Source organism: Streptomyces sedi, assembly GCF_006335015.1.
GTDB classification, from domain to species: domain Bacteria; phylum Actinomycetota; class Actinomycetes; order Streptomycetales; family Streptomycetaceae; genus Streptomyces; species Streptomyces sedi.
Genome location: NZ_VDGT01000012.1, coordinates 65,438 through 86,059, shown reverse-complemented (window position 1 = coordinate 86,059; position 20,622 = coordinate 65,438). Strand labels below are relative to the sequence as shown.

Here is a 20,622-nt window from a genome sequence, read left to right as displayed (position 1 = left end):
TCGGGAGCACGCCGATGGCGATGTGGGACAAGATCAAGGACCAGCCCTGAGTCAGGCCAAGAACCTCCAGCAGTCCAAGGGCGGCGGCAAGACCTCCTCCCCCGGCGCGAGCGGGAGCGGCGGCTCGAAGGCCAAGCTGGTGAGCGCGCTCAAGGCGCAGCTGACCTCGCTGAAGGGCGAGCTGAAGTCGGGCGGATTCCGGGACGCCAGCGTCGCGCTCTGCGCGCTGGTCGCCGCCGCCGACGGGCGGGTGGACCCGGCGGAGCGGCAGCAGGTGGAGCACCTGATCCTGACCAACGACGTCCTCCAGAACTTCCCGGCCGACCAGCTGCGCGCCCAGTTCGCCAAGCACGTGGACGCCCTCGGCTCCCGGTTCGCGGACGGCAGGTCGGCGGCGATGGCCGACGTGGCCAAGGCGGCGAAGAAGCCGCAGGAGGCGCGGGCCGTGGTGCAGATCGGCATCGTGGTCGCCGGCGCCGACGGGTATGTGGCGCCCGCCGAGGCGGCGGTGCTCCGTGAGGCGTGCGTCGCGCTGGGCCTCTCCCCCGCCGAGTTCGAGCTCTGAGCGCACCGGCTGCCGGCCCGCCGCGCGGCCGTGGCGCCCCACCGACCGCGCCCACCCGCCCAAGGGGCGCGGGGAACTGCGCGAGCAACCCACCACCGGGCTCACGCCGACAACCCACCCAGCCACGAAGCTCCATAGTCGACCAACCCCCGCCACCAATGCACCGCGCAGTTCCCCGCGCCCCCAAGCAGGCCGCCACCTACCGAAGACGAAACCCGCACCTGACCGACCACGCCCACCACAACCAGGGGCGCGGGGAACTGCGCGAGCAACCACACACCGGGCCGCAGACGACAACCCGCCCAGGCCGGCAAGGCCCCCGCGTCCCACCAGTCGGGCAGCGACTTCCGCCCCTCGGGACGTTGTGGCACACTGCCCGACAAGGTCACGAGTGACAGCGTCAATGGGCCCCGGCCCGCTGTCCGGCAACCCTCCGTCGCGGCGGGGTGCCCCGGGTGATGACCGGGCCGTGGACAGCAGGGTCCATGGCAAGTGCGGCCCCCGGGAGTTTCTCGTGCGTCAGCGAATGCGGTAGGAGCCTTCGGCTCCGCCTCCGCCCGTTTCCCCTCGCGGCGCGCTCCGCCGCGACCTCCACCCGTCGAGTCCCGCCGGAGACATCGTCATGCCCACGCACACCGCGCCCCGCCCTGCCGTCACGCCCGTCCCCCCGCGCCCCCTCCGTTCCGTGCCCGACAGCGCGGCCGACCCGCACGCCGTCCTCAGCGAGGCGGTGACCGCCCCGCTCGCCGGCGGCGGCGAGATCGGCTACGCGGCGCTCGACTACGCCGCGAGCGCCCCCGTGCTGCGCCGGGTGTGGGACGAGGTCGCCGCCTACGCCCCCTACTACGGCAGCGTGCACCGGGGAACGGGCCATCTCTCCCGGCTCTCCACCGAGCTGTTCGAGCGCGCACGGGAGACGGTGGCCGCCTTCCTCGGCTGTCGGGCCGACGACCGGCTGCTCTTCACCCGTTCCACCACCGACTCGCTCAACCTGCTGGCCGCCGCGCTGCCCGCCGGCACCCGGGTCTTCGTCTTCGAGACGGAGCACCACGCGGCGCTGCTGCCCTGGGCGCACCACGGCCACCGGGTCCACCACCTGCCGGCGCCCACCGCCCCCGAGGAGGCGGTCCGCGTCGCCGAGGAGGCGCTCGCCGGGGCCCCCGAGGGCCCCAAGCTGCTGTGCGTCACGGGCGCCTCCAACGTGACCGGCGAGCTGTGGCCGGTGCGCCGGCTGGCCGCCGCCGCGCACCGGCACGGCGCCCGGATCGTGCTGGACGCGGCGCAGCTGGTGCCCCACCGGGAGGTGAACGTCGGCGAACTGGGCGTGGACTGGGTCGCGTTCTCCGGCCACAAGCTGTACGCGCCGTTCGGCGCCGGCGTCCTCGCCGGCCGCGCCGACTGGCTGGACGCGGCCGAGCCCTATCTGGCCGGCGGCGGGGCGACCCGCGTCGTCGCGCGCGACGGAGACGGCGGGCTGCGGGTGAGCTGGGCCGAGGGCGAGGCCCGCCACGAGGCGGGCTCGCCCAACGTCGTCGGGGCGCTGGCCGTCGCCGCCGCCTGCCGGGCACTGACCGACGGCGGCGGGTACCCCGCGCTCCGCGCGCGGGAGGCGGAGCTGCTGACCCGGCTGCGCACGGGGCTCGCCGCACTGCCTGCGGTCACCGAACTCTCCCTGTTCGGCGCGGAGTCGGAACGGGTGGCCGTCGTCTCCTTCACCGTCGACGGCTGGGAGAGCGGGGAGTTGGCGACGGTGCTCTCCGAGCGGTACGGGATCGGGGTGCGGTCCGGGATGTTCTGCGCGCAGCCGCTGGTGCGGCGGCTGCTCGACGCGGACGGCGACTCGGAGGACTGCGGCGGCACGCTGCGGGCGCTGCGCGCCAGCTTCGGAGCCGGCACTCCGGGGGAGCACGTCGACCGCCTGATCGGCGCGCTCGCCGCCCTCACGGCAGGGTAGGGCCGCTCCTTCGGGTCTTCGCGGGCTCGCGCGCCCCCGTCCTCCCTACCGGTGTTCGACCGTCAGCTCGTGGATCTCGACCTCGCCGTAGTTGTCGTCGTCGCAGGGCGAGGAGTTCCCGCAGTTGGCCTGCGTGTAGGCGCCGGCCTTGAAGTAGTTGGTGGGGTCGGAGTGGTCGAGCGTCGTGGCCAGTTCACCGTTGTAGTGGACCTCGATCTCCCCGTCGGAGACCACGTAGGTGATCTCGAAGACGGTGCCCAACTCGTACTCGTCCGTGAGCAGATGGTGGTGGCGGGTGTCCCCCTCGGTGACCCACAGCTCGTCGTCCTCCAGGCGCACCACCGTCACGTCGTCGTCGCCGCCGTGTATCTGCGCGCCGACCACCCAGGGCCGCTCCTCGGGGAGGTGGGTGAACGCCTCCCGCACCGTCATGGTGTGGGTGCCGGAGGTGGAGGACCACTCGGTCTCGTCCTCCCCTCCGGGCTCCATCTCCCGCAGCTCGGAGCGGGGGTAGCTGGAGCCGCCGGTGGTGACGCCGTTGACGGGCGCGCGGAAGCGCACCGCCTCGCCCGAGGGGGCGACCTCGAAGTACGGGTCGTGGGAGTAGCCGTCCAGCTCCGGCTGGTAGATCTCGGTGGGGTCCTCGTCGTCGCCTACCGGCAGCGTCACCTTCCAGTCGCTCAGGTCCAGGACGTCGGACGGCAGTTCGGCGTTCCCCTCCACCGGTCCGCCCGCCGGTCCGTTCACCGGTCCGTTCACCGGTCCGCTCGCCGGTCCCGCCGCCGGGGAGGCATCGTCGGCCGCCCACACGGTGGTGGAGGCGACCGGCGCCGCGGCCAGCGCCGTGAGGGCGGCGAGCGCCAGCGGCAGCCTGCGGCGGCGACCGGTGGCGCGGGCGGGGTGGGCGGGGCGGCTGGGCCTCACGGGGTTCTCCCTCTGGTCCGGGTGCGGTGCGGGCGCGGTGTCCCGGGGGGAAGAATAGGAACGGTGCCCGGGAGGGGGCACGGGCGCGTCCGTGATCCGGTTGTGGCCACGTCGTGAAGACCGCCGGGTAGTCGGCTCCGGGCGCCGCGCGACCGCAGTAGGTTCTTCCCGTGCGCGCGAGGAGTGCGCACCGGTGCGCGGGGTGAGGGGGAAGGGTGCGTCCGGGAGACGAGTTAGCCGGCAAGTACGTCCTTCAGGAAGTCATCGGAACGGGGCGCGGCGGTGACGTGTGGCGGGCACAGGACCGGTGGGCCGGCGGTGATGTCGCGCTCAAACCCGGCCAGTCGCCCGTCGGTGGCGCGGTTCCCTTCGAGGCGACGCTGAGGGAACCACGCACCATGTCGAGGTTCCGCGACCATCCTCACGTGGTGACGTTGCTGAACGTCCTGGAGGCGCCGCCCGACGCGCCGGCGGGAGCGGGCCACTGGCTGGTGCTGGAGTACGTGCCGGGGGGCGGGCTCGACCGCGGGCGGCCGATGACGCCGGGCGACGCGGCCCGGGTCGGCGCCCAACTCGCGGACGCGCTGGCCGCGTTGCACGAGAGCGGCATCGTGCACTGCGACGTGAAGCCGGCCAACGTGGGCCGCGATCACCGGGGCGCCGCGAAGCTGCTGGACTTCGGCGCCGCCTACCGCTTCCGCGACACCCAGACCGTGACCGTCAACGGGCCGTTCAGCTTCACCCCCGACTACGCGGCCCCCGAGATGGCCAGGGGGCACATCCCCCGGCCGGCCTCCGACGTCTTCAGCCTGGCGGCGACGGTGCACGCGCTGGTGACCGGCAGCCGCACGGAGGAGGCCGGCGAGTCGCTGCGGCGGTGGCGCGCCGAGCGGGGCGTGATTCAGGTGGACACCGAGCGTGTCGGGCCGTTGGCGCCGGTGCTGGAGGAGATGCTGCGCCACGACCCGGGCGCCAGGCCGGACGCGGCCGAGGCCAGCCGGCTGCTGGCGGCGGTCGCCGACGGGGAGCCGGCGTCCGGGCCGCGCACGGCCGGCCTGTCGCGCCCCGGCTCCGGCCCGGGCCCGGACGCGACGACCGGCGGGGTGCCCCGTTCCCCGCGCGGCCGGTGGCCGTTGGCGGTCGGGGCCGTCGGCGCCGCCGCGCTGCTCTCCGGCCTGCTGGTGATGGTGGCGGTCAACGGCGCGGATGATGGCGACGAGGGGCCGTCGGGCCCGGCCGCGGGCGAGCGGGGCGTCGTCGGCGAGGAGGGCGTCGTCGGCGACCCGCGCACCGCCGACCTGTGCGCGCTGCTCGACGTGCGGGAGCTCAGCCAGTTCGGCGACACCCGGGTGGACACGGACTTCGGCAACTTCGACCAGTGCGAGGTCATCCTCAACGGCGAGGGAGAGGGCCGGTCGCGGGTCGACGTCTCGCTCCAGGTGCGGCCCGGAGCGCCGCCGGAGACGAGCGGGACCACGCGCACCATCGGCGAGTTGGCGGTGGTGCCGGGCGAACCGGCGGCCGACGAGTGCCGGATGACGCTGGTACCGCCCGGCGCGGAGACCGAGCAGAGGGTGCTTCTGCTGCGCGCCACCGAGGAGGGCGACCCGGTGGCCGGCGGAGGGACGGCGCTGTGCAACGTCGCGGAGGCGGCGGCCAGGGGGGTGGCCGCCGTGCTCGCCGAGGGCGCGGTGCCGCGCCTGCCGGCAGAGCGCGCCGAGGAGTCGCTGGTGTGGGAGAGCGCCTGCGGGCTGGTCGAACGCGAGGCGCTGGCGACCGTTCCGGAGCTGGTCGGGGACGAGCCCGAGGTCGGGCTCATGGAGTGGTCGTGCGAGTGGGCCGACGACGACAGCGGCATGGAGGCGAAGGTCTCCTTCCACCGCGACCAGCCCGACTCCCTCCCCGACGGCGAGTGGGGGCCGCTGAACGGCTACGAGACGCTGATAGCGCCGGAGAACGATCCGGAGACCTGCACCGCGTTCGTCGCGTACCGCGAGTACGGCGGGCGGGACGCCGACACCTACGCGGAGATGGTGCGGCTCTACGTCAAGGGGCCGCGCGCGATGGACGAGTTGTGCGACGGGGTGACCGAGCTGGCCACCCGGGTGAGCGGACGGCTGCCGCCGGCCGGCTGACCGGGAGGGGTCCCGGGGAGGCCGGGCGAGACTGGCACTCACGACGTGACGAGACGTGAGGAAGGGAGCGCCACGATGCGCCATGACCGTGCCCCGAGCCTGGCCTGGCTCGCCTCGGGCCAGGAAGCGGCCGGCTCCCCCGCCGGGCCCGTCGTCCCCGGGACCCTGCACGCCAGAAGCCTGGCGGGCCATCTGCGCGTCGCCCCCGACATCGGCCGCACCATCAGCTTCGGGCGGTCCCGCGGCCCGGAGAACGAACTGACGGTGGGCCGCGAGGACACCGGGGTCAGTCGCCGCCACGGCGAGGTCAGCTACCACGACCGGAGCTGGTGGCTGCGGAACACCGGCCAGCGGCTGATGCGGCTGCCGCGCGGGCAGTTGGTCCACACCTCGACCGACCCGGTGCCGCTGGCGCCCGGGTACACCCCGGTCTTCGTGCGCGGCTTCGGCTACCGCGAGCACCTCGTCGAGCTGTACGTCACCGACCACGGCGACACCGGGCCCCGCGCGCGGGACTCGGCGGAGACCGTTCCCCCGCGCCGCTGGCCGCTGTCGGACGCGGAGCGGCTGGCGCTGGTCGTGCTCGGGCAGGAGTACCTGCGCTACGACCTGGAGCCGAGGCCGTTGGTCTACCGCCGCGCCGTGGAGCAGCTCAGGGCCGTGCAGCCGGAGTACGGGTGGACCGAGCGCCGGGTGCAGGAGCGGGTGAGCGCGGTCCGCCGCCGGCTGGACCACAGCGGGCTGGTGGAGGCGAAGCTGCTGCGGGACGCGGACGACGACGCCAGCGACGCCACCCTGACGCACAACCTGCTGCGGGAGCTCGTGGACTCCACGACGCTGGTGCCGCCCGACCTCGCGGCCCTGGAGCTGGCCCTGGACGCGCTCGACGGGGAGGCGTGAGCCGGCCCCGGACTCAGCCGGAGGCGCGCGGCGCCGCCGGCACCCCCGGGGGCGCGGGCGAGCGCGGGGCGCCGGCGAACTCCTCGTCCAGCAGCGCGGCGAGCGCGCGCAGCGCGGGAACGGCCCGGTCCGCGCGCCAGACCAGGCCGAGTTGGGAGGAGTGCCCCTCCCCCCACCCCTCGACGGGCAGACAGCGGACGTCGCCCCGGGCGGCGCGGTCGGCGAGCGGGCGGCAGACGAGCTGGACGTGCTCCCCGGCGGCCACCAGGGCCAGGCCCTCCTGCACGGTGCTGATGCCCATCGTCGAGCGGATCGGCGCGCCGGCCGGCGTGGTGCGCGGCACCCGGGCCGCGCGCCAGTAGTCCGGCGCGTCGCCGCGCGGGTGGAGCACGTCGAGGCCGGCGAGCGCCTCCACGTGCACCGCTTCCGCCCGGGCCAGCGGGTGCCAGGAGGCGACGGCCAGCAGCCTGTCCTGCGGCGGGAAGCGGAAACCGACGGTCAGCTCCGGTTCGGAGGCGGGCAGTTCGACCATCGCGGCGTCGAGTTCCCCGGCCAGCACCGCCGAGAACGGGGAGCCGAGCGGGATCTCGCTGAGCGCGATGCCGACCCCGTGCTCGGCGCGCAGTCGCCGGAACGCCTCGGTGACCTCCTCGTAGACGCTGCCGTGGAAGCCGACGCGCAGCCGGCGCAACGCCCCGCGCCTGGCGCGCTCGTGGGCGCCGGCGATCACGGAGGTGAGCGTCTCGTAGGCGGGCCGCACCTCGTCGACGAACTGGCCCCCGAAGCGCGTGAGCGCCACCCGCCGGCTGGTGCGATCCACCAGCCGCACGCCCATCCTGCGTTCCAGGGCCGCGACCAGTTGGCTGACCCGGCTCTGGGAACACCCGAGGCGCTCGGCGGTCCGCCCGAAGTGCAGCTCGTCGGCGAGCGTGAGCAGGCACTCGATCTGCTGGACATGCACCGGGTTCATCGCCGCACCTTCCCCGCCGGGCCATCGGTCTCCGCCGGATCATCGATCAGCCTAGCTCATCGATCAGTTGAGAACTTCGGCGTTGTTCCCGGTCACGGGCGCTGTTTGGCTGGCGTCATGGGTTCGCACACGCCGGCGGAGAACGCCGGCCAGGACGCGACGCGCACCACCCGCCGGCAGTGGAGCGCGGTCGCCGTGTTGTCGTCGAGCACCTTCGTGGTGGTCACCTCCGAGATGCTTCCCGTCGGCGTGCTGACGCCGATGGCCGAGGGGCTGGGCACCGGCACCGGCGCGGCCGGCCTCAGCCTGACGATCACCGGGCTGGTCACCGCCGTCACCGCGCCGGCCGTGCCGCGCCTGCTGGGCCGCCTCGACCGGCGCGTGGTGCTGGCGGTCGCGATGGTGGTCCTCGCGGTGGGCAACGCGCTGACCGCCGTCGCCGGGGGCTTCGGCGCGCTGGTGGCCTCCCGGGTCGTGCTCGGGCTCGGGATGGGGGCGGTGTGGGGGCTGGCCTCGGCCATCGCCGTCCGGCTGGTCGCCGCGCGGGACGCGGCCCTCGCCGTCTCCTTCGCGGTCGGCGGCGTCGCGGCGGCCTCCGTGGTGGGGGTGCCGTTGGGCACGCTGGTGGGCAACGCCTTCGGCTGGCGCGCCGCGTTCGCCTCTCTCGCCGGCGCGGCGCTGCTGCTGGCCGGCGCGCTGCTCGCCGCCCTCCCCGGGCTGCCGCGTCCGGCGTCACCGGCCGAAGCGGGGGCGCGTGAGGCGCCCGCGCCGCTGTGGCGCCATCCGGCGGTGGCCGTCGGCCTGGTGCTGATCGCCCTCCTGGTCACCGCGCACTTCGCCGCCTACACCTATGTGCGGCCGGTGTTGGAGGAGGAGACCGGCCTCTCCCCCACCCCGATCGCCCTGGTGCTGATGGTCTACGGGGTCTTCGGGCTGGTCGGCAACTTCGTGGCCGGGGCGTGGGCGGCCCGCGGGGCGCGCGCCGCGCTGCTGACGCTGACCGCCGGAATCGCCTTCTCCGTCGGCCTGCTGGCGCTCTTCGGCACGGTGACGGCCGTGACCGGTATCGCTGTCGCGCTGTGGGGACTGGCCTACGGCGGCCTGTCGGTGGCCGGACAGATCTGGATGACGCGGGCGGCGCCCGCGCGGACGGAGCAGGTCACGGGGGTCTATGTCGGGGTGTTCACCGCCGCCATCGCGCTGGGCGCGTTCCTGGGCGGGCTGGTCGTCGAGGCGGCCTCCCTCACCTTCCTGCTCGGCGGCGCGGCGGCACTCGCGGCCGTGGCGCTGGCGGTGGGACTGCTCGGGCCCGGGCCCCGCGCCCGGTCGGGCGGCGCGGTGGCCACGCCGGATGAGGAATCTCTCATCTCCCGCTCATGACACGGTGACCCCGCCGACCGCAGGCTGAGGCCATGGCCTTCTCCCACCGGCTGGCGGTGCTCGCCGCCGTCGTCCTGATCCCCGTGACGATCGCGGGGGCGAGCCACGTGCTCGGCGACGACACGTCGTCGCCGGACGTCGCCCCCGACGTCCGGCTGCGGGAACCGTCGGAGCCGGCGCCGTCGGCGTCGACGCCCCCGTCGGAGCCGCCCCGGGAGGATGTCGCGCCCCGTCCCCGAGCCTCCGAGACCTCCCTCCATGACGACGAACGACCGCCGGGGCAGGACGCCCCGGACGACGACGACCGCTGGGACGACGACGGGGACGACGGGGACGACGACTGAGGAGGCGCCGGGGAGGAACGCGCGGCGCCCGCTCCGGATCGGGGCCAGGTTCCGCATCCTGCTGTGGCTGGTGTTCCTCATGGCGGTGTCGCTGGTCACGGTCGTGGTCATCGTCCGCTCCGTGCTGTGGGGCGACATGAACGAACGGGTCCACCAGATACTCGGCCAGGAGACCGCCGAGTTCGGCAACTTCGTGGAGCACGGGCGGGACGTCCGCACCGGCGAGCCCTTCTCCGATCCCCGGACGCTCCTCAACGACTATCTGGAGCGGCAGTTCCCCGAGCCCGCCGAGGAGTTGCTGGGCTTCGTCCCGGGCGAGGAGCGCGACACCCTGATCCGGCAGCCGCGCGAGATCAGCGCGCGGCTGCCGCTGCACGAGGACCCGGCCTCGGTGGAGCGGATCATCGCCGAGGAGGGGCGCTCCGGCACGCTGCGCAGGCCGCAGGGCGACGTCCGCTGGGCCAAGGTGGACATCGACCACGCCGGCTCCGACCGGCCGGCCGCGTTCCTGGTCACCTACCACCCGGCGAGCGCCGAGGACTCGGTGCGGAACGTGGTGGGGACCCTCGTCCTGGTCTCCGGGATCGCGCTGCTGATGACCTGCGTCGTCGGCTGGTGGGTCGCCGGCGGCATCCTGGCGCCGGTGCGGCTGGTGCGCAACACCGCCGCGCGACTGACCGAGCAGGACCTCGCGCGGCGCATCCCGGTGCGCGGCTCGGACGACGTCTCCGCGCTCGCCGAGACGTTCAACGCGATGCTGGACCGGCTGGAGCGGGCCTTCGCCACCCAGCGCCGGTTCGTCGACGACGCCGGGCACGAACTGCGCACGCCGATCACCATCGTCCGCGGCCATCTGGAGCTGATGAGCCAGGACGAGGGGCCCGAGGCCGAGGCCGAGCGGCGCGAGACGGTGCGGCTGGTCAGCGACGAGCTGGACCGGATGAGCCGCATCGTGGAGGACCTGCTGACGCTGGCGACCTCCGAGCAGCCGGACTTCACGCGCCCCGAGCCGGTGGAGCTGGCCGAACTGACGGCCGATGTCTTCGTCAAGGCACGGGCGTTGGGCGAGCGGAGCTGGGAGCTGGCCGAGGTCGCCGAGGGGGAGGCGGTGCTCGACCCCCAGCGGGTCACCCAGGCCATGGTGCAGCTGGCGCAGAACGCGGTGCGCCACACCGGCCCGGGCGACGTGGTGCGCGTCGGCTCGCGGTGGCGGGAGGGCCGGGTGGAGCTGTATGTCGCCGACACCGGGCACGGGGTCGCCGACGACGAGGCGCCGTTCGTCTTCGACCGTTTCTGGCGCGGCGCCGACCGTCGGGGCGGCGGGGCGGGCCTCGGGCTGTCCCTCGTCCGCGCCATCGCCGAGGGCCACCGCGGGCGGGCCGTGCTGAGCCCGACGCCCGGCGGGGGCGCCACCTTCACGCTGACACTGGAGAGTTCATGAGCCGGGTGCTGATCGCCGAGGACGAGGAGCGCATCGCCTCCTTCGTCCAGAAGGGGCTGCGGGCCAGCGGGTTCACCACGACGGTGGCGACCGACGGGGACACGGCGCTGGACCACGCGCTGAGCGGCGGGTTCGACCTGCTGCTGCTCGACATAGGGCTGCCGGGCCTGGACGGGTTCTCGGTGCTGCGGCAGATGAGGGAGGCCCGCGTCGGGACGCCGGTGATCGTGCTGACCGCGCGGGACTCGCTGCGGGACACCGTCGCCGGTCTTGAGGGCGGCGCCGACGACTGGATGACCAAGCCGTTCCGCTTCGAGGAGCTGCTGGCCAGGGTACGGCTGCGGATCCGGACGGCGGCCGGCGCCCCGGAGGCGACCGTGCTGCGCAGCGGCGACCTCAGCCTGGACCTGCGGACCCGGCGCGCGCGGATCGGCGGCACGGGGGTGGACCTGACGGCCAGGGAGTTCACCCTGCTCGAACTCTTCCTGCGCCACCCGGGGCAGGTGCTGTCGCGGGAGCAGATCCTCTCCCGGGTGTGGGGCTACGACTTCGACCCTGGCTCCAACATCGTGGACGTCTATGTCCGGGCGCTGCGCCGCAAGTTGGGTGTCGGCTGCGTGGAGACGCTGCGCGGCATGGGGTACCGGCTGCCGACGCCGGGTCCCTGAGGGACCGCTGGCCTTGAGGCGCCGGCCTTGAGGCGCCGCCGGAGTGAGGGGTCCCGGCGCGCCGCCGGATGAAGCCCCTCTCATCCGGGGTTCACCCAGCCCTCAGCGGCCGTTCCCAGACTGGCCCGGTGTCCACCCTCACCGTTCACCCCGCGTTCTCCGTCCGCCGCTCCCTTCTGCTCGGCCTGTCCCTGGGCCTGGTCGGGCTGTTGGCGCTGCCGATGAACTTTCCCGGGCTCGGCGCCGACGCGCGGCTGACGCTGGCGGTCTTCACGCTGGCCACCTGCGCGTGGGTCGCCACCCCGCTCGACGACACCCAGGTGGCGCTCGGCGCCGGCCTGCTGCTGACGGTGGGCGGGGTGACCGGGGCCGAGGCGTTCTTCGCCACCCTGGGCGACCCGACGATCTGGCTGCTGATCTGCGCGTTCGTGCTGGCCGCAGCCGTCGCGGAGAGCGGTCTCGCCGGGCGGCTGGCCGCCTTTCTGGTGGGGGGCGCCCGCACGGTGCGGCAGTTGGCGCATCTGACGACGGCCGCGCTGGTCGTCTCGGCGTTCGCGGTGCCGGCGACCTCGGGGCGGGCGGCGCTGGCGCTGCCGGTGTTCGTGGCGCTGGCGCGGGCGTTGGCCGGGAGGCGCCGGGTGGTGGTGGCGCTCGCGCTGCTCTTCCCCACGGTCGTCCTGCTGTCCGCGGTGGCCACCCTGATCGGTGCCGGCGCCCATCTGATCACCGTCTCGGTGCTGTGGGAGGCCACCGGGGAACGGATCGGCTTCCACCAGTGGCTGCTGCTGGGGCTGCCGTTGGCCGTGGTCTCCTCCCATCTGGCGGCCGAGGTCGTGCTGGCGCTGACCACCCGCCGGGAGGACCGGCGGCTGCCGGTGCGGATCGCGCCGGCCGACATCGAGCGGTACGGGGAACGGCCGGTGACCGGGCCGCTGACGCCCGTCGAGCGGCGGTGCGCGGCGCTGCTGGGCGCGGTGGTGGTGCTCTGGTCGGCCGAGCCGCTGCACGGGATGTCGCCCGCGCTGGTGGCGTTGGCCGGCGCGGTCGCCGTCACGGCGCCGGGCGTCGGGGCCGTGACGCTGCGGGCGGCGCTGGCGACGGTGCCCTGGTCGCTGCTGCTGTTCATGGCGGCGACGATGGGGATGGGGGTGGCGCTGCTGCACTCGGGTGCGGCCGTGTGGCTGCTGGGCTGGCTGCCGGAGGGCGCCGTCGCGCCGTGGCTCTTCCTGGGTGGGGTCGTGGTCCTGAGCACGGCGGCCCACCTGGTGCTCCAGTCCCGTTCCGCGCGTTCCGCCGTGCTGGTGCCGCTGGTGGTGGCGGGGGCGGTCGGTGCCGGGGTCGGCCCGGTGTCGGCGGCGTTGGCCTCGACGGCGGCGGCCGGCTTCTGCCACACGTTGCCCGCCTCGGCGAAGCCGGTGGCGCTCTTCGGTGACGTCCCGGACGTCCCGACCTACACCCCGCGCGACCTGCTGCGGCTCTCGGCGGTGCTGGCACCGCTGACGGCCGCGCTGGTCCTGCTGTTCGCCCTGGCCGTCTGGCCGTTGTTCGGCGTCGCCCCGTGAGCGGGCGGTTCTTCGAGGAGAGTCCCATGGTGTTTCCCTACCGGATCGTGGTCGCCCCCAGCGGGTTCAAGGAGTCGCTGTCGGCGGCCGACGCCGCCGAGGCGATCGCCGCCGGGCTGCGCAGGGCGGCGCCGGGCGCCGAGATCGACCTGGTGCCGCTGGTGGACGGCGGCGAGGGCACGGCCAGGGCGCTGGCGTCCGCGGCCGGCGGGCGGCTGGTGCCGGTGGACGCCAGCGGGCCGACGGGCGAGCCGCTCCGTGCCGAACTGGCGCTGCTGGGCGGGACGGCGGTGGTGGAGATGGCGTCCGTCGCCGGCCTCTCGCTGGTGCCGCCGGGGCTGCGCGACCCGGGGCTGACCACGACGCGCGGGGTGGGCGAGCTGCTGCGCGGCGCGCTGGACCTTGGGGCGCGCCGGGTGCTGGTCGGCTGCGGCGACTCGGGTACGTCCGACGGCGGCGCGGGGGCGCTCCAGGCGCTGGGGGCGCGCCTGCTGGACGCCGGGGGGCGTGAACTGCCACCGGGGGGCGCGGCGTTGCGCCAGCTGGCGCGCGTCGACCCGACGGGGCTCGATCCGCGGCTGGCAGGCACGGAGCTGGTGGTGGCGTGCAACCCGTTCAACGTGCTGTGCGGGCCGCGCGGGGTCGCGCGGGTCTTCGGGCCGCAGAAGGGGGCGGGCCCCGAGCGGGTCGAGGAGCTGTCCTCGGCGCTGGAACGGTGGGCCTCGGTGCTGGCCAGGGACGTGGCGCCGGCCGGCCTCGACCTGCGGACGGGGGCGGGCACCGGGGCGTCGGGCGGGCTCGGCGCCGGGCTGGCCGCGCTGGGGGCGCGGTTGCGGCCCCGGTTCGAGGTGCTGCTGGACCACGTCGGTCTGGACGCCAGGCTGGCGGCGGCGGACCTGGTGGTCACGGCGGAGGGGGCGCTGGACCGGGAGTCCTCCCGGGGCAAGGTGCCCGGCGAGGTGGCGCGCCGGGCGAAGGCGTTCGGGGTGCCGGTGCTGGTGCTGGCCGGCACCATCGGGGAGGGCGCGCGGGAGGCCGCGCGGGTGGGCGTCGACGCCTGGAGCGGCATCCTGCCGGCGCCGGTCGGGCTGCCGGAGGCGCTGGCGCGCGGCGGGGAGTTCCTGGCGGACGCGGCGGAACGGGCGCTGCGGATGGTGCTGTTGGGCGGTCGGCTGGCGGAGCGCGCCGTGCGCTCCTGAGCGCGGGCCGGTCGGGGCGCGAACGGGGGGCGTTCGGACGGCGACTGTCGGTGCGGGCTGCTACGGTCCGAACCGGTGCACTTCCCGGGCGCGCGCGGCGCCGCCCGGTCGGTGGGTGCCGGGGCCGGGCGGCTTTCGGCGCGGGGTGCGGGCAGGGAGGGGCGGCGCGGGGCGTATGAGCAGTCAGTTACGGGTGAGGGCCGCCGAGCTGGTCGGTCGTGACGCGGAGTTGGCCGCCGTGGCGGCGACGCTCCGGGACGCCGCCGGAGGCCGGGGCGGCACGGTCTTCGTCTCCGGGGAGCCTGGCATCGGGAAGACCCGGCTGGCCGCCGGGGCGCTGGAGCTGGCGTGCGGCGCGGGCATGGCGGTGCTGCGCGGCCGGTGCACCACGGTCGGTCCCGCCGTGCCGTTCCGTCCGCTGACCGAGGCGCTGCTGGCGCTGGCCAGGACGGGCGAGGCTCCGCCGGCCGAGGTGTTGGGCCCCTATCTGCCGGTGCTGGGACGGCTGGTGCCCGAGTGGTCGACGGGCGGGGACTGCGACGACTCGCCGGTGGTGCTGGCCGAGGCGGTGCTGCGGCTGGCGTCGGCGCGGGGCCGGGGGCGGGGCTGTCTGCTGGTGGTGGACGACCTTCAGGACGCGGACCCGGAGACCCTGGCGGTCATGGAGTACCTGGCGGCGAACGTCGCGGCGGCGCCGGTGGCGCTGCTGTCGACGGTCCGCTCCACGCCCTCGGCGGCGCGGGAGTTGACGGAGGCGGTGGCGCGGCGCGGGGAGGCGCTCTCGCTGCCGCTGGGCCGGCTGGGCGAGGCGGAGGTGCACGCGTTCACGGCCGGCTGCCTCGGAGTTCCGGCGGTCTCGCTGCCGCGGGAGGTGTCGGCCGAGGTCTTCGCCGACAGCCACGGCATACCGTTCGTCGCCGAGGAGCTGGTCCGCTCGATGATCGCGGGCGGGCGGCTGGCCGCCGACGGCGACGGCGACGGCTGGCGGCTGGTGCCGACCGAACGCCCTGGCGTGCCGGTGTCGTGGGTGCGGGTGGTCGCCGAGCGCGCCGAGCGGCTGGGCCCCGGCGGGGTGCGGGCGCTGTCGGTGGCGGCGGTGCTGGGACGCGCCTTTCCGCTGTCGGTGCTGCGGCGGTGCGCGGGGCTGCCGGAGGAGACGCTGCTCACGGCGGTGCGTGCGGCGCTGGCCGAGGGGCTGCTCCAGCCGGACGAGGAGCACGGCCACGACTGGTACGCGTTCGCGCATCCGCTGGCCGAGGAGGCGCTGCTGTCGCTGCTCGGCCCGGCGGACAGGACCGCGCTGTCGGCGCTGGCGGCCGAGGCGGTGGCGGAGCTGTACCCGGGGCTGCCCGGCACCTGGTGCCTGCTGGCGGCGCGGTTGCGTCGGCACGCGGGCGAGCCGGGGGCGGCGGCCGGCCACTATCTGGAGGTGGCGCGCCGGGCGTTGGCCGGCAGTGGCCCGGGGACGGCGATCACCGTGGTCGACGAGGCGTTGGCGATGTTGGGCGACGCGCCGTTCGCGCCGGTGGGGCCCGGCGTACACCGGCCGCTGCTGGAGACGCTGCTGCTGGCGCTGGCCGACGACGGGCGGTTCGACCGCGCGGTCGAGGTCGCCGAGCGGCTGCGCAGGGCCGACCTGGCCGCGCCGCCCGGCGCGGACGCGGCCCGCCGGGTGGAGCTGCATGTGCGGCTGGCCTGGGCGGCGGAGGTGGCGGGCCGTTGGCAGGAGGGCCTGGCGCAGGTCGCCGAGGCCAGGGCGCTGCTGCCGCCGGACGCGGGTGGGGCGGAGACGGCGGGGATCGACGCGGTGGAGGCGTATCTGACGGTCTCCGACACCCGCCCGGGGCACATCGCGCACAGCGCGCGGCTGGCCCGCCGCGCCATCGACGGCGCGTGGCTCCGGGAGGACCCGGCGTTGGCCTGCCAGGCGTGGTACGCGGTGGGCGCGGCGGGGCGGGGCCGTTCGTTGGCCGCCTCCGACCGGTGTTTCCGGGAGACGCTGCGGATCGCCACCACCCACGAGTTGAACGGCTGGCGCGCGCACGGGCTGTGGGGGCTGGGGGGCAACGCCTGGCTGGCGGAGGCCGGTACGGACGCCCTGACCTACGCGTGGCACGAGGCGCTGCGCACCGGCTGTGTGGGTCTGGCGCACCACGCGGGCGCGCTGCTGGCGCTGGACGCGGCGCTGCGTTCGGACTTCGCGCGCGCCGAGCGGCTGGTCGACGGCGCGTTGGACGAGACGCGGCGGCTGAAGCTGCGCTCGGTGACGCGCTATCTGCTGATGGTGCGGGCCGTGGTCGCCGCGCACCGGGGGCGGCGGGCGGGGATGCGTGCGGCGCTGGCGGAGTTCAGGGCCGGCGGCGGCGAGGGGTCGATGGAGGCGCCGCTGGCGCGGGGGCTCGGGGAGCTGTTCTGCGCGCTGCTGGAGGAGGACCGGCCGCGGGCGACGCGGCTGGCCGCCTCGGTGACGGCGGTGGTCAGGGCCGACGAGGAGGAGTTCTTCCATCTGACGGGGCCGCACGGCCTGGTGCTGCTGCTCGACGTGCTGGACGGCCGCGCGGGTCGCGCGGAGTGGGAGCGGGTCACGGCGGGGCAGGCCGGCAGGCTGCGGTGGAACCGCCAGTTCGGCGGGCTGGCGCTCGCCGTGCTGGAGGGCAGGGAGGGGCACGCGGAGCGCGCCGAGGCGGCGTTGCGTGAGGCGTGGTCCGACGCGGAGCCGTTCCCCGTGGCGCGGTGGCTGGGGACCCGGCTGGTGGCTCAGGCGGCGCTGGCCGACGGCTGGGGCGAGCCCAGGCTGTGGCTGGCCGAGGCCGAGGAGTACTTCCACCGGGCCGGGGTGATCGCGGTGGCCGGCGCCTGCCGTTCGCTGCTGCGGGGCGTCGGGGTCGTGGTGCGGCAGCGCCGCGCCGGCACCGACCGCATACCGGAGCCGCTGCGGGCGATGGGGCTGACCGCGCGCGAGTACGACGTCTTTCGGCTGCTGGTGGACCGCCTGGGGAACAAGGCGCTGGCGGCCCGGCTGCATCTGTCGGCGCGCACCGTGGAGAAGCATGTGGCGAGCCTGCTGTCCAAGACGGGCACGGGCGACCGCGACAGGCTGTGCGACTTCGCGGCGGACTTCCTGTCCTCGCGGGCCCGCGCCGAGGAGCGGAGCGAAGCGGGCTCCCCGTAGCGGCGCGGCGCCGCGCGGGGGCGGACCTGGCCGGGCCGCCCCCGGCCGGTCAGCCGATGCCGACGTTGACGCTGACCGAGGTGGTCCCCGGTTCGTTGTTGAGCACGACGGTGACGACGGCGGCGCCGACGGTGGCCCCCGTGAGGATCGCCAGCCGCACCCGCGCCCGCCGCGCCGAGCGGGCCTCCGAGGACTCGTCGGCCTCCTCCGTCGCCGCCTCCTCGTCCCGCGGCTCGTTCGACTGTTCGTGCGCCACCTGGTCACGCTCCTTCCGCTGTCGGGGTTCCGGTTCTCGGTGTTCTGGTCGCCGGGGTTTCGGTTGTCGGGGTTTCCGTCTTGGGGGTCCTCGTCGCGGGGGTCTTCGTCGCACGGTCGTGGCGCCCCGTGCCGCGCCGGGTTTCGGGGCGGTCGCCCGCGCGGTGGGGGGCGCTGCCGTCGCTCCCCGTGCGCAGGCCGAGCACCGAGGGGACCCGGGAGCCGAGGGCCAGCCGCAGCAGGCCGTGGCCGACGCCCGCGAGGCCGTTGAGCAGGCCGGGCGTCGGCACGCCGTCGGGCGTGCCGCAGCGGGGGCCTTCCCGTTCGATGTCGTGCAGCAGCCGGCTCACCGCCGGGTGCGCGGGCGGGCCCTGGCCCCCGGTGTCCTCCATCAGCGGTTCCCACAGGCCGAGTTCGCCGTGGCAGGGCGAGTGGTCGGGCCCTGGCGCCCGGGCGGCGAGCCGCTCGCGGTGCGCGGCGAGCGCGGCGGCCGGGGCGCCGGTCAGCAGCGTGCCGGCGTGACCGGCGCACCAGCCGAGGTCGGCGGCGGCCGGCGCCGCGGCGGCCGGGCGGCCGGCGTGACCGGCGCACCAGCCGAGGTCGGCGGCGGATGGCGCCGCGGCGGCCGGGCGGCCGAGGGCGAGGTCGATGCCGGCGCTTCCCCACAGCAGGCCGGTCGCGGCCGGGGGCGTGGCGCGCTCCAGGCGCGCGGTGAGCCGGTCGGCGAGCGCGTCGGCTCCCGGCGTGCCCGAGGCGCCCAGGGCCTCGGCGCCGAGCAGGGCGCCGGCGAGGCCGTCGGCGAGGTCGGCAGACGCGGCGCCGGCGGAGGCCGAGGCCAGCGCGGTCAGCGCGTCGGGCAGCGCGGCGGTCAGCTCCTCGCTGCCCAGCAGCCGGGCCAGCCGGGCGGTGGCGTAGGCGAGGCCGCCGACGCCGTGGAACCCGCCGGGCCCGACGGCGTCCGCGAGTTCGGGGTGGGCGGCCAGCAGCCGCAGGGTGGCGGGCAGCGGGTGGGTGACGGCCTCGGCCGCCGCCGTCAGATAGCGGCCCCGGCCGGTGGCGCGGCCCAACTCGGCCAGGAACAGGGCCGTTCCCGGGTAGCCGTCGGCGAGCGCGGCGCCCTGCGGATGGAGGAACCAGCGGCGTTCGCCCAGCAGATGGAGACCGACCCAGTTGACGCGCGTCCCTCCGGTCCTGGCCAGCGCGAGCAGCCGGTCGCCCACGTTCTCGGCGAGCGCGCTCGCCCATCCGGCCTCGGGCGGCACGCCCACGGCGTCGCCCGGCGGGACGGGCGGCGGAACGCGCGGAACGGGCCGCGTTCCGGGGTCGGCGCGGTGGCCGGCGAACGGGCGCGTGGTGGCGAGGGAGGCGCGCACCACCCAGTCCTGGAAGCCGCGTTCGGCCTCGTCCCAGCCGCGCAGCGCGGCGACCGCCGCGGCCAGGCCGGGGTCGGCGAGGGCGCCGGGCAGGGAGTGACCGGCCGCGGTGCGCACGTCGGATGAGCCGGGGGCGGTGGTCAGCAGCGGGATGTCGCCATCGAGCAGCTCGGCCAGCTCGTGGTCGGCGAACGCGGCGAGGCGGGGGCGGCCGGTCTCCTCGTGGAGCGCGGCGAGGGCGCGGCACCTGGCGGGCAGGTCCCGCAGCGCCCCGGGCTCGGTGGCCTCGGCGAGCAGGTCGGCGTACTCCTGGCTCGGGCGCACGACCAGCCGGGTGCGTTCCGCCGCGAAACGCGTCAACGGGCCGCCCTCTGCGGTGAGTTCGTCAAGGTGCGCGGCCAGCAGGCGATGCGCCGCGCGGAAGCCCTCGCGCAGCGCGCCGGCGTGGTCGGCCGGGACGGGCGGGGCGTACGGCGGCGGGAGGGTGGGGCGGTTGGGGCCGCCTGGCCAGGGCAGACGGCGGCGGACCAGCCGCATCCGGTCGGTGCCCGGCTCCTCCCAGGCGGGGAGGAGGCCGGGGGTGCGCTGGCCGGCGTGGGCGCCGACGGCCGAGCTGTCGATGGCGCCGGCCTCGCCGAGGAGCGGCTGCGGCAGCACGGCGGTGCGGTGCGCCGACTCGGCGAGGGCGTCCGCCGCCGGGTCGGGGCCGCCGTCGGTCGAGGGCGGGGCCGAGGGGTGGAAGAGGGTCTCCACGTCGACCACCACGGGGTGGCCGCCGGAGGCGATGACGTTCTCGGCGTGGATGTCGACGGCGCGGACGGCGTGGAGCAGCGCGAGTTGCGCTCCGGTGCGCGCGTAGAAGGCCGCGACCTCGGCCTCGTCGGCGCAGGGCGCCTGGGCGACGAAGCCGGCCCAGCCGTAGCCCTCGCGCGGCAGCAGGGCGACGGCGCGCGGCGCCAGGTCCGGGCGCCGGCGGGCGAACCACTCCAGCAGCGCGTTCCAACGGGCGTGCGCCGCGAGGGGCCTGGGCTTGTACACCAGCCGGCGGCCGTCCGCGAACTCCAGCAGCGCGACGGTTCTGCCGCCCGCGTGCGGGTCGCCGAGGCCGAGCCGCACGCGGGCCGGCGCGCCGGGCGCGGCGCCGGCCAGCAGGGTCGCGGCCAGGGCCGCGCGGTCGGCGCGCCATCGCCCGAGCAGTTCGACGGCGGCGTCGACGGCGGCCAGGCAGCGCCCGCCCCACAGCCGCCCCAACACGGGGTAACGGCCGAGCAGTTCGGTGAGCGCGGGGCGGGTGGCGAGGGCGCGCAGCGCCTCGTCGAACCGCTCCCCGGGCGTGGCCGCGGTCAACTCCCCTGCCGCCCGCGCCTCCCGGACGCGGCCGACCAGGGTGCGCGCGGCGGCCGTGGCGAGTTGGGCGGCGAGCCAGCCGCGGGCGCCGGCCCACACCGCGCGGGCGTCGGCTTCCCGGGCGGCGGGCGCCGCGGCGGCGAAGGCGGCGTCGGCCGCCGCCAGCAGCGGCGCCAACGGCGGCGCCAGCAGCCCCGCGAGGTCGGCGGCCGGACGCGGCGCGGGGGCCGGCGGCCCCGCGGGCGCCGCCGCGAGGGCGCGCTCGACCGGCGCGGCCCAGCGCGGCGGGCCGCCGGCGGCCCGCTCCCCGTCGTCGCTGGCCGGCAGCCACCAGGGGGGGTCGCCCCGCGTCGGGCGACGGGCGGTCGGCTCGGCGGCGACTGGGTGCATGGGACGACTCTTTCAGAACGGCGGGGGCCGGTCATGGGGGAAA

General features: G+C 76.4%; 14 protein-coding genes, 1 pseudogene and 1 riboswitch. Of the genes and pseudogenes, 11 read left to right on the top strand and 4 right to left on the bottom strand.

Translation table 11 applies throughout. The features are described from left to right. Window positions 1-14: 14 nt before the first annotated feature. Window positions 15-565, top strand: a pseudogene (locus tag FH715_RS17030) (tellurite resistance TerB family protein). A gap of 383 nt (window positions 566-948) precedes the next feature. Then, a riboswitch (SAM riboswitch) is annotated at window positions 949-1,066 on the top strand. 121 nt (window positions 1,067-1,187) lie between these two features. Next, entirely contained in the window at window positions 1,188-2,519 is a 1,332-nt protein-coding gene (locus FH715_RS17025) for an aminotransferase class V-fold PLP-dependent enzyme (RefSeq protein ID WP_139646173.1), read from the top strand. Between the two features lie 45 nt (window positions 2,520-2,564). Here FH715_RS17025 and FH715_RS17020 read toward each other — a convergent pair whose 3' ends face one another. After that, complete coding sequence (locus tag FH715_RS17020; protein WP_246108801.1) at window positions 2,565-3,443, bottom strand: polysaccharide lyase family 7 protein; 879 nt, start codon at window positions 3,441-3,443, stop codon at window positions 2,565-2,567. 215 nt (window positions 3,444-3,658) lie between these two features. Between FH715_RS17020 and FH715_RS17015 the strand changes: the two genes are divergently transcribed. Both FH715_RS17015 and FH715_RS17010 read left to right on the top strand, forming a co-directional pair. Then, window positions 3,659-5,578: a serine/threonine-protein kinase gene (locus FH715_RS17015; protein WP_139646171.1), complete on the top strand. Its 1,920-nt coding sequence runs from the start codon at window positions 3,659-3,661 to the stop codon at window positions 5,576-5,578. A gap of 75 nt (window positions 5,579-5,653) precedes the next feature. Next, window positions 5,654-6,478, top strand: a complete 825-nt coding sequence (locus tag FH715_RS17010; RefSeq protein ID WP_246108800.1) for an FHA domain-containing protein — start codon at window positions 5,654-5,656, stop codon at window positions 6,476-6,478. A 13-nt stretch (window positions 6,479-6,491) separates the two neighbouring features. On the opposite strand, the gene FH715_RS17005 is transcribed toward FH715_RS17010, so the two are convergent. Continuing rightward, window positions 6,492-7,448: a LysR family transcriptional regulator gene (locus tag FH715_RS17005; protein ID WP_139646168.1), complete on the bottom strand. Its 957-nt coding sequence runs from the start codon at window positions 7,446-7,448 to the stop codon at window positions 6,492-6,494. A gap of 117 nt (window positions 7,449-7,565) precedes the next feature. Between FH715_RS17005 and FH715_RS17000 the strand changes: the two genes are divergently transcribed. From FH715_RS17000 to FH715_RS16970, 7 genes are all read left to right on the top strand, one after another. Continuing rightward, on the top strand, window positions 7,566-8,828 hold the full coding sequence (locus FH715_RS17000) for an MFS transporter (RefSeq protein ID WP_139646166.1): 1,263 nt from the start codon (window positions 7,566-7,568) through the stop codon (window positions 8,826-8,828). A gap of 32 nt (window positions 8,829-8,860) precedes the next feature. Further along, window positions 8,861-9,172 carry a small hydrophilic protein gene (locus tag FH715_RS16995; protein WP_139646164.1) on the top strand — a complete coding sequence of 104 codons (312 nt, stop codon included), beginning with the start codon at window positions 8,861-8,863 and terminating at the stop codon, window positions 9,170-9,172. After that, on the top strand, window positions 9,087-10,613 hold the full coding sequence (locus FH715_RS16990) for a sensor histidine kinase (protein WP_139646162.1): 1,527 nt from the start codon (window positions 9,087-9,089) through the stop codon (window positions 10,611-10,613). The genes FH715_RS16995 and FH715_RS16990 overlap by 86 nt, the downstream gene beginning before the upstream one ends. Next, on the top strand, window positions 10,610-11,281 hold the full coding sequence (locus FH715_RS16985; RefSeq protein WP_139646160.1) for a response regulator transcription factor: 672 nt from the start codon (window positions 10,610-10,612) through the stop codon (window positions 11,279-11,281). Before FH715_RS16990 ends, FH715_RS16985 begins: the two co-directional genes overlap by 4 nt. A 176-nt stretch (window positions 11,282-11,457) precedes the next feature. Continuing rightward, window positions 11,458-12,843 (top strand): SLC13 family permease, encoded by a 1,386-nt coding sequence (locus tag FH715_RS16980; protein ID WP_425472733.1) that lies wholly within the window; start codon window positions 11,458-11,460, stop codon window positions 12,841-12,843. A gap of 26 nt (window positions 12,844-12,869) precedes the next feature. Further along, the gene (locus tag FH715_RS16975; protein ID WP_139646156.1) at window positions 12,870-14,042 is read left to right on the top strand and encodes a glycerate kinase family protein; all 1,173 of its coding nucleotides are present in this window, start codon (window positions 12,870-12,872) and stop codon (window positions 14,040-14,042) included. 175 nt (window positions 14,043-14,217) lie between these two features. After that, window positions 14,218-17,214: an ATP-binding protein gene (locus FH715_RS16970; RefSeq protein ID WP_139646154.1), complete on the top strand. Its 2,997-nt coding sequence runs from the start codon at window positions 14,218-14,220 to the stop codon at window positions 17,212-17,214. 49 nt (window positions 17,215-17,263) lie between these two features. Here FH715_RS16970 and FH715_RS16965 read toward each other — a convergent pair whose 3' ends face one another. After that, window positions 17,264-17,470, bottom strand: a complete 207-nt coding sequence (locus FH715_RS16965) for a hypothetical protein (RefSeq protein ID WP_139646152.1) — start codon at window positions 17,468-17,470, stop codon at window positions 17,264-17,266. A gap of 4 nt (window positions 17,471-17,474) precedes the next feature. Beyond that, entirely contained in the window at window positions 17,475-20,579 is a 3,105-nt protein-coding gene (locus tag FH715_RS16960) for a type 2 lanthipeptide synthetase LanM family protein (protein ID WP_139646150.1), read from the bottom strand. Window positions 20,580-20,622 lie beyond the last annotated feature (43 nt).

What these genes read in the sequence shown, in the direction of transcription:
- FH715_RS16975 (WP_139646156.1), top strand. Translation starts at nt 12,870, where the DNA reads ATGGTGTTTCCCTACCGGATCGTGGTCGCCCCCAGCGGGTTCAAGGAG.
- FH715_RS16960 (WP_139646150.1), bottom strand. Translation starts at nt 20,579, where the DNA reads ATGCACCCAGTCGCCGCCGAGCCGACCGCCCGTCGCCCGACGCGGGGC.
- FH715_RS17000 (WP_139646166.1), top strand. Translation starts at nt 7,566, where the DNA reads ATGGGTTCGCACACGCCGGCGGAGAACGCCGGCCAGGACGCGACGCGC.
- FH715_RS16970 (WP_139646154.1), top strand. Translation starts at nt 14,218, where the DNA reads ATGAGCAGTCAGTTACGGGTGAGGGCCGCCGAGCTGGTCGGTCGTGAC.
- FH715_RS16985 (WP_139646160.1), top strand. Translation starts at nt 10,610, where the DNA reads ATGAGCCGGGTGCTGATCGCCGAGGACGAGGAGCGCATCGCCTCCTTC.
- FH715_RS17025 (WP_139646173.1), top strand. Translation starts at nt 1,188, where the DNA reads ATGCCCACGCACACCGCGCCCCGCCCTGCCGTCACGCCCGTCCCCCCG.
- FH715_RS17010 (WP_246108800.1), top strand. Translation starts at nt 5,654, where the DNA reads ATGCGCCATGACCGTGCCCCGAGCCTGGCCTGGCTCGCCTCGGGCCAG.
- FH715_RS17005 (WP_139646168.1), bottom strand. Translation starts at nt 7,448, where the DNA reads ATGAACCCGGTGCATGTCCAGCAGATCGAGTGCCTGCTCACGCTCGCC.
- FH715_RS16995 (WP_139646164.1), top strand. Translation starts at nt 8,861, where the DNA reads ATGGCCTTCTCCCACCGGCTGGCGGTGCTCGCCGCCGTCGTCCTGATC.
- FH715_RS16990 (WP_139646162.1), top strand. Translation starts at nt 9,087, where the DNA reads ATGACGACGAACGACCGCCGGGGCAGGACGCCCCGGACGACGACGACC.